The sequence below is a fragment of the Salegentibacter salegens genome (assembly GCF_900142975.1).
Classification (GTDB): domain Bacteria; phylum Bacteroidota; class Bacteroidia; order Flavobacteriales; family Flavobacteriaceae; genus Salegentibacter; species Salegentibacter salegens.
Genome location: NZ_LT670848.1, coordinates 3,236,032 through 3,252,994 on the forward strand (window position 1 = coordinate 3,236,032; position 16,963 = coordinate 3,252,994).

12 protein-coding genes are annotated in these 16,963 nt (G+C 37.9%); 6 read left to right on the forward strand and 6 right to left on the reverse strand.

The window, feature by feature from the left end; all coding sequences use genetic code 11:
• The first annotated feature begins 24 nt into the window (after positions 1 to 24).
• On the forward strand, positions 25 to 2,160 hold the full coding sequence (locus B5488_RS14385) for a carboxy terminal-processing peptidase (RefSeq protein ID WP_079735901.1): 2,136 nt from the start codon (positions 25 to 27) through the stop codon (positions 2,158 to 2,160).
• Positions 2,161 to 2,485: 325 nt separating this feature from the next.
• Here B5488_RS14385 and rodA read toward each other — a convergent pair whose 3' ends face one another.
• The 5 genes from rodA to purH form a co-directional block, all read right to left on the reverse strand.
• Entirely contained in the window at positions 2,486 to 3,736 is a 1,251-nt protein-coding gene (rodA, locus tag B5488_RS14390; RefSeq protein WP_079735902.1) for a rod shape-determining protein RodA, read from the reverse strand.
• On the reverse strand, positions 3,737 to 5,605 hold the full coding sequence (mrdA, locus tag B5488_RS14395; protein WP_079735903.1) for a penicillin-binding protein 2: 1,869 nt from the start codon (positions 5,603 to 5,605) through the stop codon (positions 3,737 to 3,739). It abuts the gene before it with no gap.
• A 492-nt stretch (positions 5,606 to 6,097) separates the two neighbouring features.
• Entirely contained in the window at positions 6,098 to 6,922 is an 825-nt protein-coding gene (gene mreC, locus B5488_RS14405; RefSeq protein ID WP_079735905.1) for a rod shape-determining protein MreC, read from the reverse strand.
• 13 nt (positions 6,923 to 6,935) lie between these two features.
• Positions 6,936 to 7,964 carry a rod shape-determining protein gene (locus tag B5488_RS14410; protein ID WP_057482684.1) on the reverse strand — a complete coding sequence of 343 codons (1,029 nt, stop codon included), beginning with the start codon at positions 7,962 to 7,964 and terminating at the stop codon, positions 6,936 to 6,938.
• A gap of 38 nt (positions 7,965 to 8,002) precedes the next feature.
• Positions 8,003 to 9,535, reverse strand: coding sequence for a bifunctional phosphoribosylaminoimidazolecarboxamide formyltransferase/IMP cyclohydrolase (gene purH, locus B5488_RS14415; RefSeq protein ID WP_079735906.1), 1,533 nt, complete (start codon positions 9,533 to 9,535; stop codon positions 8,003 to 8,005).
• Between the two features lie 236 nt (positions 9,536 to 9,771).
• Here purH and B5488_RS14420 point away from each other — a divergent pair, with 236 nt between their 5' ends.
• Positions 9,772 to 11,025: an ABC transporter permease gene (locus B5488_RS14420; RefSeq protein WP_079735907.1), complete on the forward strand. Its 1,254-nt coding sequence runs from the start codon at positions 9,772 to 9,774 to the stop codon at positions 11,023 to 11,025.
• A gap of 64 nt (positions 11,026 to 11,089) precedes the next feature.
• On the opposite strand, the gene B5488_RS14425 is transcribed toward B5488_RS14420, so the two are convergent.
• Positions 11,090 to 11,548 carry a GAF domain-containing protein gene (locus B5488_RS14425; protein WP_079735908.1) on the reverse strand — a complete coding sequence of 153 codons (459 nt, stop codon included), beginning with the start codon at positions 11,546 to 11,548 and terminating at the stop codon, positions 11,090 to 11,092.
• Positions 11,549 to 11,635: 87 nt separating this feature from the next.
• Between B5488_RS14425 and xrtF the strand changes: the two genes are divergently transcribed.
• From xrtF to B5488_RS14445, 4 genes are all read left to right on the forward strand, one after another.
• Positions 11,636 to 12,181, forward strand: a complete 546-nt coding sequence (gene xrtF / locus B5488_RS14430; RefSeq protein ID WP_079735909.1) for an exosortase family protein XrtF — start codon at positions 11,636 to 11,638, stop codon at positions 12,179 to 12,181.
• Entirely contained in the window at positions 12,178 to 12,621 is a 444-nt protein-coding gene (locus B5488_RS14435) for an exosortase F system-associated membrane protein (protein ID WP_079735910.1), read from the forward strand. Before xrtF ends, B5488_RS14435 begins: the two co-directional genes overlap by 4 nt.
• A 66-nt stretch (positions 12,622 to 12,687) precedes the next feature.
• Positions 12,688 to 13,080, forward strand: coding sequence for an HYC_CC_PP family protein (locus B5488_RS14440; protein ID WP_079735911.1), 393 nt, complete (start codon positions 12,688 to 12,690; stop codon positions 13,078 to 13,080).
• A gap of 105 nt (positions 13,081 to 13,185) precedes the next feature.
• A complete protein-coding gene (locus tag B5488_RS14445) occupies positions 13,186 to 16,959 on the forward strand; it encodes an efflux RND transporter permease subunit (protein WP_079735912.1) in 3,774 nt (1,257 codons plus the stop codon).
• Positions 16,960 to 16,963 lie beyond the last annotated feature (4 nt).

Genomic DNA, 16,963 nt, shown 5'->3' on the forward strand with positions numbered 1-16,963 from the left:
TTAATGATGAAATTTATGCTATTTATGAAAAGGAATTTTAAAATCTTGGTGGTGGTGCTTTTAATGGCTGCTACTTCCTGTAGTTTTACTACTAAACAATTCGACGATCCTAATAAAGATAAACTTCTTATAGACCTTATTACCTATGTTTTAAATGAAGGTCACTATGATGCAAGGGAAATTAATGATGAATTTTCTGAAGGGGTTTACGATAAGTATCTTGGAGGTTTAGATGGGTCTAAACGCTTCTTTTATGCCAGTGATGTTGAAGAGTTTAATGAATACAGAGATAAGATAGACGAGCAGATTAAGGAGAAAGAAATTGATTTTTTTGATCTTACTTATAACCGACTTCTAAAACGATCTGAAGAAGCTCGAAAAATCTACAAAGAAATCCTGGAAGAGCCTTTTGATTATTCTGAAGCTGAAGATATAAATACAGACTTTTCTGAAGCCGAGTATGTATCTTCAAAAGAAGAGCTAAAGGAGCGTTGGAGAAAACAACTTAAATTTTCTACCCTTATCACTTATCACGACAAAGTGGAAGAGGAAGAAATGAAAAAAGAAGAAGATAAGGATTATGAAATGAAGTCTAAAGAAGAACTGGAAAAAGATGCCCGTGAGGTAACTTTAAGTTCTTTAGATGAATATTATGATTTCACAGATGATTTGGAGCGTAAAGATTACTTTTCAGTGTATCTAAATGCAATTGTTGAATCTTTTGATCCGCATACGCTATATTTTGCTCCGCAGGATAAAGACAGGTTTGATATTGCAATGTCTGGAAAACTGGAAGGAATTGGAGCCCGTCTTCAAAAGAAAAGCGATAATATTACAGTGACCGAAGTGATTTCTGGTGGTCCGGCCTGGAGAAGTGAAGAACTTTCTGAAGGAGATGAAATTTTAAAAGTACAACAGGAAGATGAAGAAGATCCTGTAAGTATTGTAGGTATGCGCCTGGAAGATGCGGTAGACCTGATTAAAGGCCCAAAAGATTCTAAAGTTACCTTAACCGTTCGTAAAAAACTAATGGGTAATATTGAAGAAATCACTTTAACCCGTGATATTGTTGAAATTGAAGAAACCTATGCTAAAACTGCTATGGTAGAGCAGGAAGGGAAGAATTTTGGTTTAATAAACCTACCTAAGTTCTATTTTAATATGGAAGATTATGAAGAGCGAAATGCTGCTTCAGATATCAAAAAAGATATTATTCGATTAAAGGAAAAGAATATGGACGGTCTTGTACTAGACCTTAGAAATAATGGTGGAGGTTCTTTAAAAACCGTTGTTGATATCGCCGGACTTTTTATTGAGGAAGGACCAATTGTTCAGGTCAAATCTAACGGACAAAGAAAAGATGTTCTTTCAGATGAAGATCCTTCTGTGCTTTGGGATGGCCCTCTTGTAATACTGGTAAACGAACTTTCAGCTTCGGCCTCAGAAATTCTGGCAGCAGCAATGCAAGATTATAAACGAGCTATTATTATAGGAAGTAAACAAACCTATGGTAAGGGAACCGTTCAAAATGTTATAGATCTTAACCGTTGGTTGAGAAGTAATGAATTTGGAGATGTTGGTGCACTAAAGCTTACTACCCAAAAGTTTTATAGAGTAAATGGAGGTTCTACCCAGTTAGAAGGGGTGAAAAGTGATGTTGTGGTGCCAGATCGTTATAGTTTTGTAGACATAGGGGAGAAAGACCAGGATAATCCTTTACCCTGGGATAAGATAGATCCTGCTAAATATGAAGTTTGGGATGGTTATGTAGATTTTGAAAAAACTATTGCAAACAGTAAAGATCGAATGAACTCTAATGAGCAGTTAAAGCGTATAGAGCAGCATGCGAAATGGATTAAAGACCAAAGCGATAATAATGCACATTCTCTTAATTTTGAAGAATATGCGGCAACCGCTGAAAGAAACAAGGAAATGGCAAAAAGCTTTGATTCCATAAACGATTATAAAACAAACCTGACTTTTACTTCTTTACCTTATGAAGAGAAAATGTTTGAAAATGATACTATCCTAAAGGAAAAAAGAGATCGCTGGCATAAAAATTTAAACAGAGATGTTTACGTTGAGGAAGCAATTCACGTGCTATCTGATATGCGAAAAAATAATATTAGAGAAGATAAATTAGCAAAGGTAAGAGACTAATTATTCTATAGGATAAAGTAAAAGCGCTTCAGCAATGAGGCGCTTTTTTTATGCTATAACTAATTTACTCGATAATCGAGATTTAATGCTCCGTTCCAACATTTTCAGGATGCCTCGAAATTAAAAATATTATTTTCTATGAATGCCTTGTAAGTTTGCTCCGAGGTAGTTAACTGAATCTAAGAGAGACTGAAATCTGTAAGCCTGTATTATCGAAGATTTTATTCCGAAAAGCTTAACTTTGTGCTATGCTTAAAAGAAAATATATCTATCCGCTCGTCATTTTGGTTGTTGCAGCTGCTTTGTTATTAGCAGAGCGCTGTAATTAAAAAGACATCCTGTCTGAATCCAGTTTAATAAAAATAAACAGGAGAATTGTGAATGCCCAAAGCCCCGAGCCGCCGTAGCTTAAAAATGGCAGCGGAATACCAACGGTGGGAAAAATGCCTATAACCATACCTATGTTTACCAGGAAGTGCATAAAGATTATCCCAATTACTCCATAACCGTAAACCCTATTGAATGTTGAGCGTTGCCGTTCTGCCATAAAAAGCAGGCGCAGCATAAGCAGCACAAACAGGGCAAGAATAAACGTACTGCCTAAAAAGCCCCATTCTTCACCTACAGTACTGAAAATATAATCTGTGTGTTGTTCCGGTACAAAATGACCTTTGGTTTGTGTCCCTTCTGTCCAGCCTTTTCCGAATATTCCACCGCTACCTATAGCAATTTCACTCTGGTTGGTATTATAGCCAATTCCGCGAGAATCTACTTCTTTTCCTAATACAATGTTGAATCGATCCCGGTGATGCTGTTTAAATACGTTTTCAAACACATAATTTACCGAAAGTGAAAATCCTACTGCAATTGCGGCAAAAAATAAATATTTTAGAATATTAGGTCTTCTTTTCAGGTTTTTAAGGTAAACCAATATTGCAATTAATAACACTCCGCCAATCACCCATAATGGACCAAACGCCAGGGTAGCCACAAATAAAATAGCGGCGAAAAACCCGAGTAATAAATAGGCGAAATGTAGCCCTTCCCTATATAAGGCAAAAGCAAATGAGAAATACACCATCGCACTGCCTGCATCGGGCTGTAAGAGCACTAAAATCATTGGAAGTGCAATTATTAAAAAGACCCTTAATTGATGCTTAAAATCTTTAATATTGGTTTGTATGCCACTTAGATATTTAGCAACGGCTAATGCTGTGGCTGCTTTGGCAAACTCTGCCGGTTGAATGCTAACGGGGCCTATTTGGTACCAGGCTGTTTGACCAGCAATCGTACTTCCAAAAACGAATAATCCTGCTAAGCTTAAAAGACTAATTGCATAAATTACACTGGAAAAACGCTGATAAAATTTTGCTTCAATAGAGAGTATTAAAATTATAAGGAAGATGCTTAAAACAATAAACAGGGCTTGCCTGCTATAAGGAGCATCCATATTATAAAAATCAATGGGGCTGCCAGATCCCAATGAAGCTGAATAAATATTGGCCCATCCGAAGCCAACTAATAAAAGGTAAATAAAAATAGTAATCCAATCGAATCCTGCTACGCTTTTACTCATTTACCGATTTATTATAAAAGGTTCCCCACTTAATGGTTTGGCGTATTCTTCTTCAAGACTGTGACTTAAAATCCAGTCTTCCATGTCTGTTCTGGTAATTTCCTTTTTAATATATTTTTCAACCATTAGACTGGCAATTCTTCCCGCATAGCGGCTTCCCCAATATCCATTTTCCACAAATACGGCAATGGCTATTTTTGGATTATCTACCGGCGCAAAAGCTACAAAGATTGAGTGATCTGTAAGTTGGGTGCGTTTCCCGTCAATTTTCGTGAAATTTTCTGCAGTTCCCGTCTTCCCGGCGATTTCAATTCCGGGTATTTGCAAGCTTCTCGCAGTACCATTTTTGTAAACCTGGTGCATTCCTTCAACTACAGGGTCAAAATGTTTGGTATCTACGGTTGTTATATTTTTTACAGTAAATTTTTCCTCTTTTATAGGGTCACCTTCAACTGCTTTTAAAATATGCGGCGTATAATACCAGCCACGATTAGCAATAGTTGCCGTTATATTTGCCAATTGAATTGGTGTCGTCAAAACTTCACCCTGGCCAATAGCATTAGATATGGTGGCAGTAGAATACCATTTATAGGTTGGGTAATTATAAATTCGGTTATAATAATCGGCATCAGGAATTTTACCCGGTCTTCCTGTGCTAAGATCATTTCCCATAAACTGACCAAGGCCAAAACTTTTTAGATGCGCATTCCAGGTATCAATCCCTTCTTGAGGAGTGGGAAATTTTTCTATTGTTTTTCTATAAACCTGTGCAAAATATGAATTACAGGAGTTCGCGATACCCGGCACAAGGTCCAGGGGGCTGGGATGAGCATGGCAACCCAAAGGACGCCTGGCTCCGTAATTATAACCATTGTTGCAGGAAAACCTATCATCTGTATCTATTACGCCTTCTTGCAGCCCAATTAAGCCGGTTAAAGCTTTAAATGGAGATCCGGGAGGGTATTCAGCTAAGAGTCCGCGATCGTAAAGAGGATTAGCGATAGAATCATAATAAAGTCTGGTGTAGTTTGGTGATCTTTTTCGGCCTACTAATAGCGCAGGGTCGTAATTAGGAGCGGTTACTAGGGAAAGAATTTCCCCGCTTTCAGGCTCTATAGCTACAATTCCCCCTCGTTTGTTCTCCATTAGTTTTTCCCCATACGCCTGTAATTCGGCATCTAAAGTTATGTTTATATCTTTTCCTTTGGTGGGAAGTGTGTCGTAAATTCCGTCTTTATATGGGCCAATGTCCCTGTTGAATCTATCTTTTTGAATATATTTCACCCCTTTTTCGCCTCGCAGTAATTCTTCGTAAACCGATTCCACCCCACTTCTTCCAATTAGGTCACCAGAAATATAATATGGATCGTCGTTGACTTTTTTCTGGTTTACCTGGGTAATATAACCCAAAACATTGGCGCTGTGATCTACCTGGTAATCTCTTAAAGAACGTTTTTGGATATAAAAACCTTCATATTTTCGCATTTTTTCCTGTAAATAAGCGTATTCCGATTTTGTTAATTGAGGAATAATTACCGACGGAAGAATAGGGGAGTAGATCTTGGCCTTATCTAACCGTCTACCTAATTCTTCCGGTTCTATGCTTAGAATTTCACAGAATTCAGTTGTGTCAAAAGGCTTTAGGTTTCGCGGTATAGCCATCACATCGTAAGAAGGCTGGTTAGAAACCATCAATTTCCCGTTTCGGTCTGAAATATAACCGCGCTGCGGATAATCGTAAACAACTTCTATAGCATTATCCTGAGACCTTACCGCAAAAGAATCGTCCATTATTTGCAAATAGAACAACCTGGCAAGAAAAATAATGCCGGTGGTAAGAATAATAATGTAAAGAAGTAATTTTCTCATCTATATTTTTTACTGAAAACAATAAGGCTTAGCATAATCATAACAACACTGAAGATCCCTGAAAATAACGTTTTTTTGAGGACTATTATTATATGACTTAAGCTGAACATTTCCAAGAAAAACAAGATAAAATGATGAATAATTATACTAATAAAAATATAGCTTAATCTAGCTCCAAAAGGTGTTGTAGAAAGCCTTAAATTTTGGTGATCATAGCTTATTCCAAAAGAAAATCGCAGCAAATTTGGCCTTATAAAAGCAATAACTACACAGGCCGCCGCATGAACTCCGCCGCTATCTTCAAAAAGATCTATGCTGAAACCCAAAAGAAAAGCCAGAATTAAAAACAAGCTCTGATTACCATTAAAAGGATAAAGTAAAATAAATAAAACATACAGGTAAGGGTTTATGTAGCCTAGAAAATTAATATTGTTAAGAATTAATACCTGTATAAATACTAATCCCACAAACCTGATGATATTTTTTAAAATACTATTGTTCATCTTCCTGCTCTAATTCAAGTATTTCTTCCCGCTCCAGGTTTTCAATTACATAAACATAACCAATATTGGTCATATCGTTAAAAAGCCTAACATTAATATTGTAATAACTTTCGCTTTGATCCAATTTAAAATCTTCAATACTACCAATAGGAATACCTTCAGGAAAAATTAAAGATTTCCCACCGGTAACTATGGTGTCGCCCTCTTTAACGGGCGCCTGCCGGGGTACATCAATAAGTTGAACGATATTAGGGTTTTTGCCATCCCAGATCAAACTTCCAAAATGATTGGTTTTATTTAACTGGGCGTTAATTTGAGAATCTGAATTTAATATGGAAATTACCCGTGAAAACCTGCTGTTCACACGGTCTACAATTCCAATTACTCCCTTACTTGTAATTACTCCAAATTCAGATTTTATTCCCGCTTCTTTTCCCTGGTTTAAGGTTAAAAAGTTGTTGGGTTTGGCGTAGTTATTATTGATAACCCTTGCGGTTCTAAAATAATAAGTGCCATCAAAAGTGGTAGTATCGGTATAATTTTCTACGGAAATTGTATCGTTTAAATTCGTAAGTACATTTCTAAGCTGCTTATTTTCTTCCATAAGGCGCTCGTTGTACTCATCTAAATGCATATACTTATCAAAATCGTTGGCCCAGGAATAGATGCCGCCTGTTAGCCCATTAGCTGAGCTTATAAAACTGCTTTTGTGAAAAGAATGGGTTTGAATCGTAAAAAATACAGCTAATACAAGCAGAAATAAGAATAGAATATTATTCTTATTCCGGATAAGAAAATTGAAAATTTGCTGCATAAAACTACTTCTCCTACTTTATCAAAATTCCCTTGTAACGATTAAGGGTTTTTAAGCATATTCCTGTTCCTCTTACCACGGCTCTTAAAGGATCTTCGGCGATATAAACCGGAAGATCTGTTTTTTGAGATAACCTTTTATCCAAACCTCTAAGCATAGAGCCACCACCGGCAAGATAAATACCGGTATTATAAATATCGGCTGCAAGTTCTGGTGGGGTTTGCGATAAGGTTTCCATTACTGCATCTTCAATCCTTAAAATAGATTTATCTAAAGCTTTGGCAATTTCACGATAAGAAATATTTACCTGCTTGGGTTTTCCTGTTAAAAGGTCACGCCCCTGCACGCTCATTTCTTCTGGCGGAACTTCTAAATCTTCAGTCGCCGCACCAATCTGTATTTTTATTTTTTCCGCAGTACGTTCTCCAACATATAAGTTATGCTGCGTACGCATATAATACACAATATCGTTGGTAAAAACATCTCCTGCAATTTTAACCGATTTATCACAAACAATTCCGCCAAGGGCAATCACCGCGATTTCGGTAGTACCACCACCTATATCAACAATCATATTTCCCTTGGGCTGCATAATATCTACGCCAATACCAATTGCAGCAGCCATAGGCTCGTGAATAAGGTAAACCTCTTTTCCATTAACACGCTCTGCACTTTCTTTTACCGCACGCATCTCAACCTCTGTAATTCCCGATGGAATACAAATTACCATTCTAAGAGCCGGGGTGAACATCTTTTTCTTAAGTGCCGGAATTTCTTTAATGAACATAGTGAGCATTTTCTCACTGGCATCAAAATCGGCAATTACTCCGTCTTTTAACGGGCGAATGGTTTTAATGTTTTCATGGGTTTTTCCCTGCATCATCGCAGCTTCTTTCCCTACTGCGGTTATTTTTCCCGTAGTACGGTCTCGTGCAACAATTGAGGGGCTGTCAACCACCACTTTATCATTATGAATTATAAGTGTGTTTGCAGTTCCTAAATCTATCGCTATTTCTTCAATGAGAAAGTCAAAAAATCCCATGGTTTATTTGGTATTGAGGTTTGGTAAATGTAATAAAATTAATGTTTAAAATGGCGTGTTCCCGTCATCACCATAGCTATATTATTTTCGTTGCAATAATCTATACTTAGCTGGTCTTTTATAGATCCTCCAGGCTGGATTACTGCCGAAATTCCTGCATTTCCAGCAATCTCTACACAATCAGGAAACGGGAAAAACGCGTCGCTGGCCATAACGGCTCCATTTAAATCGAATTTAAAAGATCTTGCTTTCTCTATGCTGTGTGTTAAAGCATCTACACGAGAAGTTTGCCCGGTGCCGCTGGCGCACAATTGCTTGTTTTTTGCTAAAACGATGGTATTCGATTTGGTATGCTTGCAAATTTTGGAAGCAAACAACAGGTCAGATAACTCAGCATCTGTTGGTTTATTGTTCGTGGTTTCTTTTAAATCTTCTAAAGCGTCAGTTTTATTGTCTTTGTCCTGAACCAAAACCCCATTTAAACAAGTTCTCACTTGTTGCTGCGGAAGTTTAGTTTCTTTCTGAATTAATAAAATCCTATTCTTTTTTCCTTTCAGAATTTCTTCGGCTTCATTGGAATATGAAGGAGCAATTACCACCTCGCAGAATAATTGATGAATTTCTTCAGCAGTAGTTTTATCAATTTCAACATTACTAATTAAAACTCCTCCAAATGCTGAAACAGGATCTCCCGCCAAAGCATCTACATAAGCCTGGTGAACCGTATCACGTTGCGCTAAACCACAAGCATTATTGTGTTTTAAAATAGCAAAAGTTGGTGCTTCACCTTTAAACTCGTTAATGAGGTTTACCGCTGCATCAACATCCAATAAGTTATTGTAAGATAGTTCTTTTCCGTGCAGTTTTTTAAACATGGCATCAAAATCTCCGTAAAAAGTTCCTTGCTGATGTGGGTTTTCACCATATCGCAATTCTTTCCCGGTTTGGATGCTTTCTTTATAGGCTTTTACTTCCCCATTTGTATTAAAATAGTTAAAAATTGCCGTATCGTAATGTGAGGAAATATTAAAAGCTTTACCGGCAAAAAGTTTACGGTCGGCAAGGCTGGTCTCACCATTTTTTTCTTCCAGTAAATTTTCAAAATCTTTATAATCTTCTACCGAAGAAACGCAAAGTACATCTTTAAAGTTCTTTGCCGCAGCGCGAATTAGTGAAATTCCGCCAATATCAATTTTTTCAATGATATCCTGTTCTGAAGCTCCCGAAGCAACGGTTTTCTCAAACGGATAAAGGTCTACAATCACAATGTCTAGCTGCGGAATTTCGTATTCAGCAAGTTCCTTTACATCACCTTCATTATCCTGTCTATTCAAAATTCCGCCAAAAACTTTTGGGTGGAGCGTTTTCACCCTTCCGCCTAAAATTGAAGGATAAGAAGTTACATCTTCTACGGGAACTACTTCAATGCCTAAATCTTTAATGAATTTTTCGGTGCCTCCGGTAGAGTAAATGGTGATTCCCAGGTCGTTCAGTTTTTTTACGATGGGTTCCAGGCCGTCTTTGCTGAATACAGATATTAAAGCAGATTTTGCTTTTTTTAAGTCGCTCATTGTGTTGTGTTTGTTAAAGTGGCAAAAGTAAGTATTTAACCCAAAAACATAAAAGGCATTTACTTTATTTATACAGAAATTTTGTAACGAAATTTAAACACGGGCGTCATACCACTAAGCACATAAAAATCACTGGTTTATTTACTGGTGCAATAAGATTTAAATGTGTCCGGCTTGCAGAATGTTTTAATTTTACAATCTAACGCTTCGTGGGTCTGTCCCGAGCTTTATTTATTATGCTGATATATTTACGCGTACTTAGGGAGAGTTTTAATTTTGCGATAAACGCGCTTAAAAACAACAAGTTAAGAACATTTCTTTCTTTGCTTGGAGTTACTATTGGAATTTTTTCCATTATTGGTGTACTTGCCGCAGTAGATTCTTTAGAACGCGAAATTAAAGGAAGTTTAAGCGCTTTAGATAACAGTACCATTATTGTGATGCGTTTTTCTTTTGGCCCAACCGATATTCCACAATGGAAGCGGCAGCAATTTCCAGATGTTTCTTACGATGAATATCAATTCTTAAAAAGAAATTTACCCAATACAGAATCTATAAGTTTTACCATTGGCGTTCCAGATGAATCTATAAAATACCAGGATGTTACCAGTACCGGTGTTGGTGTTGGTGCGATTACCCACGAATATTACGATATTGAAGCGCTGGAACTGGAAGAAGGCCGGTTTTTTAACGAATCTGAATCGGTTAGTGGTTCTCCTGTAATTGTGTTAGGGCACGAAATTGCAGATAACCTTTTTGGCGGACTTAATCCTCTTGGAAAAGAGGTGCGTTTATATGGCAGAAAACTTACGGTTATTGGTGTGCTCAAAAAACAGGGTGCCAGTTTGTTTGGCGGTTCCCGCGATGGGCAGGTATTCGTACCTGCAAATATTGTGAGAAGAGTTTATGGTGATAATAATAAAGGCGTTTTTCCTCAATTGATTTTAAAGCCTGAAGATGATGTTGATAATGCGGAATATATGGCTGTACTTGAGCAGCAATTGCGTAATTACCGCGGAATTAAACCCGGGGATATCAATAATTTCTTTGTAAACCAGCTTCAGGGTTTTGCTGATCTTATAGATAATATAACCGGCCAGCTGAATTTTATAGGATTAATAATTAGCGGATTTTCATTACTGGTGGGCGGTTTCGGAATCGCCAATATTATGTTTGTGAGTGTTAAAGAACGAACCAATTTAATTGGTATTCAAAAATCTTTGGGAGCCAAAAATAAATTTATTCTCTTTCAATTTTTATTTGAAGCGGTAATCCTTGCTGTTATTGGCGGTCTTGTAGGATTGGGATTGGTTTGGTTGGGTTCTATCGCGGCTTCACAATTTACCGGCGACTTTGAGTTTGTGCTTTCTTCCTGGAATATGTTTGTAGGCTTTGCAGTTTCAGCAGTAATCGGGTTAATTTCGGGAATAATTCCGGCAATTTCAGCTTCAAAATTAGATCCGGTAGAAGCCATTAGAACGGGAATGTAAAAAAAGTGCGGAGTTTGAAGTACGAAATTATTTTTTCAAGCTTCGTACTTCAAACTTCGTATCTCTAACTTAAAACCTTCGCTACGCGCTCATTCACCCATTGTAAAAAATTTTCATCTTCCTTAGAAAATGGATCTGGGGTGTGCGAATCAATATCAATCTGACCAATATTCTCGCCGTTTAAGAAAAGCGGCACAACAATTTCAGCTTTCACGTTAATGCTGCAGGCTATATAATTAGTTTGCGCTTTTACATCTGGAACCACAAAGTTTTTATTAGAAACCGCTACCTGCCCGCAAATTCCTTTTCCAAAAGGAATAATAGTATGATCTGTAGGTTCCCCGGCGAAAGAGCGCAATTTCAATTCATCTTTATCGCCATTTTTAAAATAAAAACCTACCCAATCGTAATAAGGAATATTTTCTTTTAAAACTTCGCAAACCTGAGATAACCTGTGGTCTACCGATAGGTTTTCGCTTTCAAGAATCGCTTTAATTTCCGGTTTTAATTTTTGAAATGACATAGTTGATATTTTGGTGCAAAAGTATTTAAAAATTATAGCAAGCGCAGATACATATTTATATAAATTTGTTAAAAACCCACTCAAAAATTGATCAGGTTATTCGTTAAATACAAATCGGTACTTCTTTTCATTTTTATGTTCTTAGGGAGTTACCTGGTTTTTACGCTAATCTATAATCTCTATTTAGAACTTTTTAGATCTCCAGTTTATTACCCCGATTATTTTACCCATCTCGTGGCCAAACAAAGTGAAGCCTTAATTAGTAGTTTTGGTTATAATGCACAAATTTTGCCCCACCAGTCAGAGCTTTCTATGAAACTTATTGTTAATGAAGTTTACCTGGCTAGAATCGTGGAAGGGTGTAATGCAATTAGTATCATTATTCTATTTCTTGCTTTTATACTTTCTTTCTTCGGAAGATTGAAACTCACACTACTTTATCTATTGGCGGGAATTGTAATAATTTATGCGATGAATATTATTAGAATTGCTATTCTCGCAGTTGGAATTTATGAATATCCTGAGTATACCGACTTTCTTCATAGCATTATTTTCCCATTAATTATCTACGGCACCGTATTTATACTTTGGCTTATTTGGGTGCGTATTTATAGCCGTAAACATACCGTATGAAACAGCTATTAAGACTTTCAGGGATTGGAATTTTAGTAGTCTTGCTGGTTTTGGTAAGGCTTTTTGAGCATCAGCTGTTTTACGACCCTTTAATTGATTTTTACCGCTACGGTGGCCATTTGGCGATGGATGTGCCTCAAATTATCTTCCCTAAACTATTGCTGAATATAAGTTTACGTTACTGGCTAAACACCATAATTTCCCTGCTTATTCTTTTTGTAGCCTTTCGAGATAAGAATATCGTGAAATTCGCTGCTTTATTATTTGCTTTACTTTTTGGGATTAGCCTGGCCATGTTTAGTGTACTTTATTTTAATCTAAATGCACAAAATGTAATGGGCCTATTTTATGTGAGAAGATTTCTAATTCATCCGCTGTTTATTCTCATTTTACTGCCTGCTTTTTACTATTACCGGTTGAAAAAAAGAGCAAATCCATAATATTGAAAGTTTTTCCAAAAAACCTGAAAATACTTTATTTCAAAATTTTACCTATTTTTGTAACTGATGAAAAAAGCTTTTCAACATAGCATTTCTGTAGCAATGGCATTTTTGGTGCTGTTTTCAACCTTTTCTTTTACGGTTGATAAACATTTCTGCGGAAGCTTTTTAGTAGATAAAGCCATTTTTTCTGAAGCGAAAACCTGCGGCATGGAAATGGAAACTTCAACTGAAGATTCCTGCTGCACAAATGAAAAATTAGCTATAGAAGGTCAGGATGAGTTAAAACATCAATTTGATTCCCTGGACCTGGACCAACAGGTTTTTCTTGCCGGTTTTGCTTATTCCTATATCTTCATTTTTGAAGATTATTCAAAGGAAATTACTCCATTTAAAGATTACTCTCCTCCCTTGCTCGTCAGCGATATACAGCTGGAAGATCAGGTCTTCCTTATTTGATTATTGAATTTTAGATACTTACCGGTTCATATTTGAAACAGGCAATAGCCTCGGTTTTTATAACCGGCTTTTTAATTTATTCTAAAATTTGATAATTGAAATATTATGCTGAACAAAGGCATTAAATTCTTAATAGAAAATAAACTCGTAGCGGTTATTTTACTCGTCCTTTTCGTGGGTTGGGGTGTTGTAAACGCGCCATTTAACTGGGACACTGGCTTTTTGCCTTCAGACCCTGTAGCGGTAGATGCGATTCCCGATATTGGTGAAAACCAGCAAATTGTATTCACCAAATGGCCGGGGCGATCACCTCAGGATATTGAGGATCAGATCACCTATCCACTTACTACTTCCCTGCTGGGAATACCGGGGGTAAAAACCATTCGGAGTTCTTCCATGTTCGGTTTCTCCAGTATCTATATCATTTTTGAAGAAGATGTTGAATTCTACTGGAGCCGAAGCAGGATTCTGGAAAAGCTCAATTCGCTTCCCTCTAATTTATTGCCGGATGGTGTAAGCCCTGCCTTAGGGCCCGATGCTACAGGTCTTGGCCAGATTTTCTGGTACACTCTGGAAGGCCGTGATAAAGATGGAAATGTTACCGGTGGCTGGGACTTACATGAGCTAAGGAGTATCCAGGATTATTATGTGAAATATGCTCTTTCGGGAGCAAGTGGAGTTTCTGAAGTGGCATCTATTGGTGGCTATGTTCAGGAATATCAAATAGATGTTAACCCGGAGCTTATGCGCCAGTACAATATTGGGCTCAAGGAAGTTGTTTTGGCGGTGAAGGAGAGTAATCGGGATATTGGTGCGCAAACCCTGGAGATCAATAATGCCGAATATCTTGTTCGCGGCTTGGGTTATGTGAAATCGGTAGAAGATATCGAAAATGCCGTGGTGACTTCTGAAGAATTTGCTTCCGTAAGTATTAAAGATATTGCGAAGGTTTCTTTAGGTCCTGCACAAAGAAGGGGAATTCTTGATAAGGAAGGTGCTGAGGTTGTAGGCGGAGTTGTGGTGGCTCGTTATGGAGCGAATCCGCTGGAAGTGATCAATAATGTCAAGGAGCAAATCGATGAGATTAGTCGTGGTTTACCTTCTAAAACACTAAAAGATGGAACTGTTTCCCAGGTTACCATTGTACCTTTTTATGACCGTACTGAACTAATAAAGGAAACCCTGAACACCTTAAGCGAGGCGTTAACTATGGAAATCCTTATCACGATTTTAGTGATTATTGTAATGGTGTTCAATTTAAGGGCTTCGGTGCTAATTTCAGGCTTGTTGCCGGTCGCGGTTTTAATGGTTTTTATCTCGATGAAATTGTTTAATGTCCCAGCCAATATTGTGGCTTTATCTGGTATCGCTATTGCTATTGGGACTATGGTAGATGTTGGGGTTATTTTATCTGAAAATATTCTCCGGCATCTTGATGACCGCAGCACCGATGAGCACGGAAATAAGCTGCCTATTAACAATATTGTTTATAATGCCACTTCAGAAGTCTCAGGAGCGATCTTAACTGCAGTGCTTACCACTATTATTAGTTTTATCCCGGTCTTTACTATGATAGGAGCCGAAGGGAAATTGTTCAGACCCTTGGCATTTACCAAAACTATGGCGCTAGTGGCTTCGCTGATCGTCGCTTTATTTATAATTCCGCCTTTTGCTGCAACTTTCTTTAAGAAAAGAACAACTAAAGCCAGTGTAGGGTATGTGATCAATGCAATACTTACCATAGCGGGAATTACGGCGATGGTCTTTGGTTATTTTACCGGGATTATTTTAGTAGCTTTTGGAGTAACCGGTATTTTGATACTTCAGAAAAAGATCACGCCAAAAAAGGCAAATCTTATCAATATCATCATTTCAACTTTCGCCATTGTCTTTTTATTGGCCGAATATTGGAGACCGCTTGGTTTTGACCGAAGCATTTTTATGAACCTTATTTTCGTTGGTCTTATCGCGTTTGGTTTGCTGGGCATTTTCACGATTTTTAGAAGAAATTATACCCGAATTTTGACCTGGGCGCTGGCTAATAAGATCCTTTTTCTATCAGTGCCCACGGTAATTGTGATTTTTGGGTTCTTAATAATGCAAAATACAGGCAAAGAATTTATGCCTTCTCTAAATGAAGGTTCCTTTTTATTGATGCCAACTTCTATGCCGCATGCCGGGGTGGAAGAAAATAAGAGAGTCTTACAGCAACTGGATATGGCTGTAGCCAGTATTTCTGAAATTGAAACCGTGGTGGGAAAGGCAGGCCGAACAGAATCTGCACTGGATCCTGCGCCACTTTCTATGTACGAAAATATTATTCAGTATAAATCTGAATATATGCGTAATGCGGATGGAGAACGCCAGCGATATAAGGTAAATGAAGACGGCCTATTTGTATTGAAAAATGGCAAGCTGGCACTAAATCCCAATTCTGATATTGACGAAGATGTTAATTATAAAGAAGCTAAACTGGTCGCTGATCCCTTAAGCCTGAAACACGAGCAACTACTGCCCGATGAAGATGGAGAATATTTCAGAAACTGGCGCCCCGGAATAGAATCACCCGATGATATCTGGAACGAAATCGTACAGGTTACCAAGTTACCCGGAGTTACTTCGGCACCAAAACTTCAGCCCATAGAAACCCGGCTGGTTATGCTCCAAACCGGGATGCGCGCGCCAATGGGAATAAAAGTAAAAGGGGATAACCTGCAACAAATAGAAGCTTTCGGTATGAAACTGGAGGAAATCCTTAAAGAAGCTGAAGGCGTAAAAGATGAAGCTGTTTTTGCCGATAGGATTGTGGGGAAACCTTATTTATTGATCGATATTAAGCGGGATCGCCTGGCAAGATACGGAGTGTCTATTGAAGATGTTCAGGAAATTCTGGAAGTTGCAGTAGGCGGAATGCAAATAACGCAGACTGTAGAGGGGCGAGAACGATATGGAGTTCGTGTGCGATACCCACGAGAATTAAGAGCTAACCCCGAAGACATTAAAGATATTTATGTTCCTGTAGAAGGTGGAAGCCCCGTACCATTAAGCGAATTGGTAAATATAAGGTATGAAAAGGGGCCGCAAGTGATTAAAAGTGAAGATACCTTTTTAATTGGATACGTGTTGTTCGATAAGCTAGATGGTTATGCGGAAGTAGACGTGGTGGAAAATGCCCAGGCAACTATTCAGGAGAAAATAGATTCGGGCGAATTGGTAGTTCCACAGGGTATCAACTACCGTTTTACAGGTACTTATGAAAATCAGCTAAGGGCAGAAAAAACCCTTTCTGTCGTAGTGCCTTTATCCTTGCTCATCATCTTCCTGATCCTTTATTTTCAGTTTAAATCTGTATCGACTTCCCTTATGGTATTTACGGGAATTGCGGTTGCCTTTGCCGGAGGTTTCCTAATGATCTGGTTTTATGGTCAGGATTGGTTTATGAATTTTAACTTCTTTGGGGAGAACCTTCGGGACTTATTCCAGATGCATACCATTAACCTGAGTGTGGCTGTTTGGGTAGGTTTTATCGCCCTTTTCGGAATTGCGACCGATGATGGGGTGGTGATGGCCACTTACCTAACCCAAACTTTCGACAAAAATCTAACTGAAACTAAAGACCAGATAAGAGCATCTGTAATAGAAGCAGGTGAAAAGAGGATAAGACCTTGTTTAATGACCACCGCTACAACGATCCTTGCTTTACTGCCAATTTTAACTTCAACCGGGAGAGGTAGTGATATAATGATCCCAATGGCAATTCCTGCTTTTGGAGGAATGCTCATTGCCTTGATAACACTGTTCGTGGTGCCGGTACTGTTTAGTTGGAGGAAGGAAAGTCAGTTAAAAGTGAATAGTGAAAAGCTAGAAGCGAAACGCTAAAATT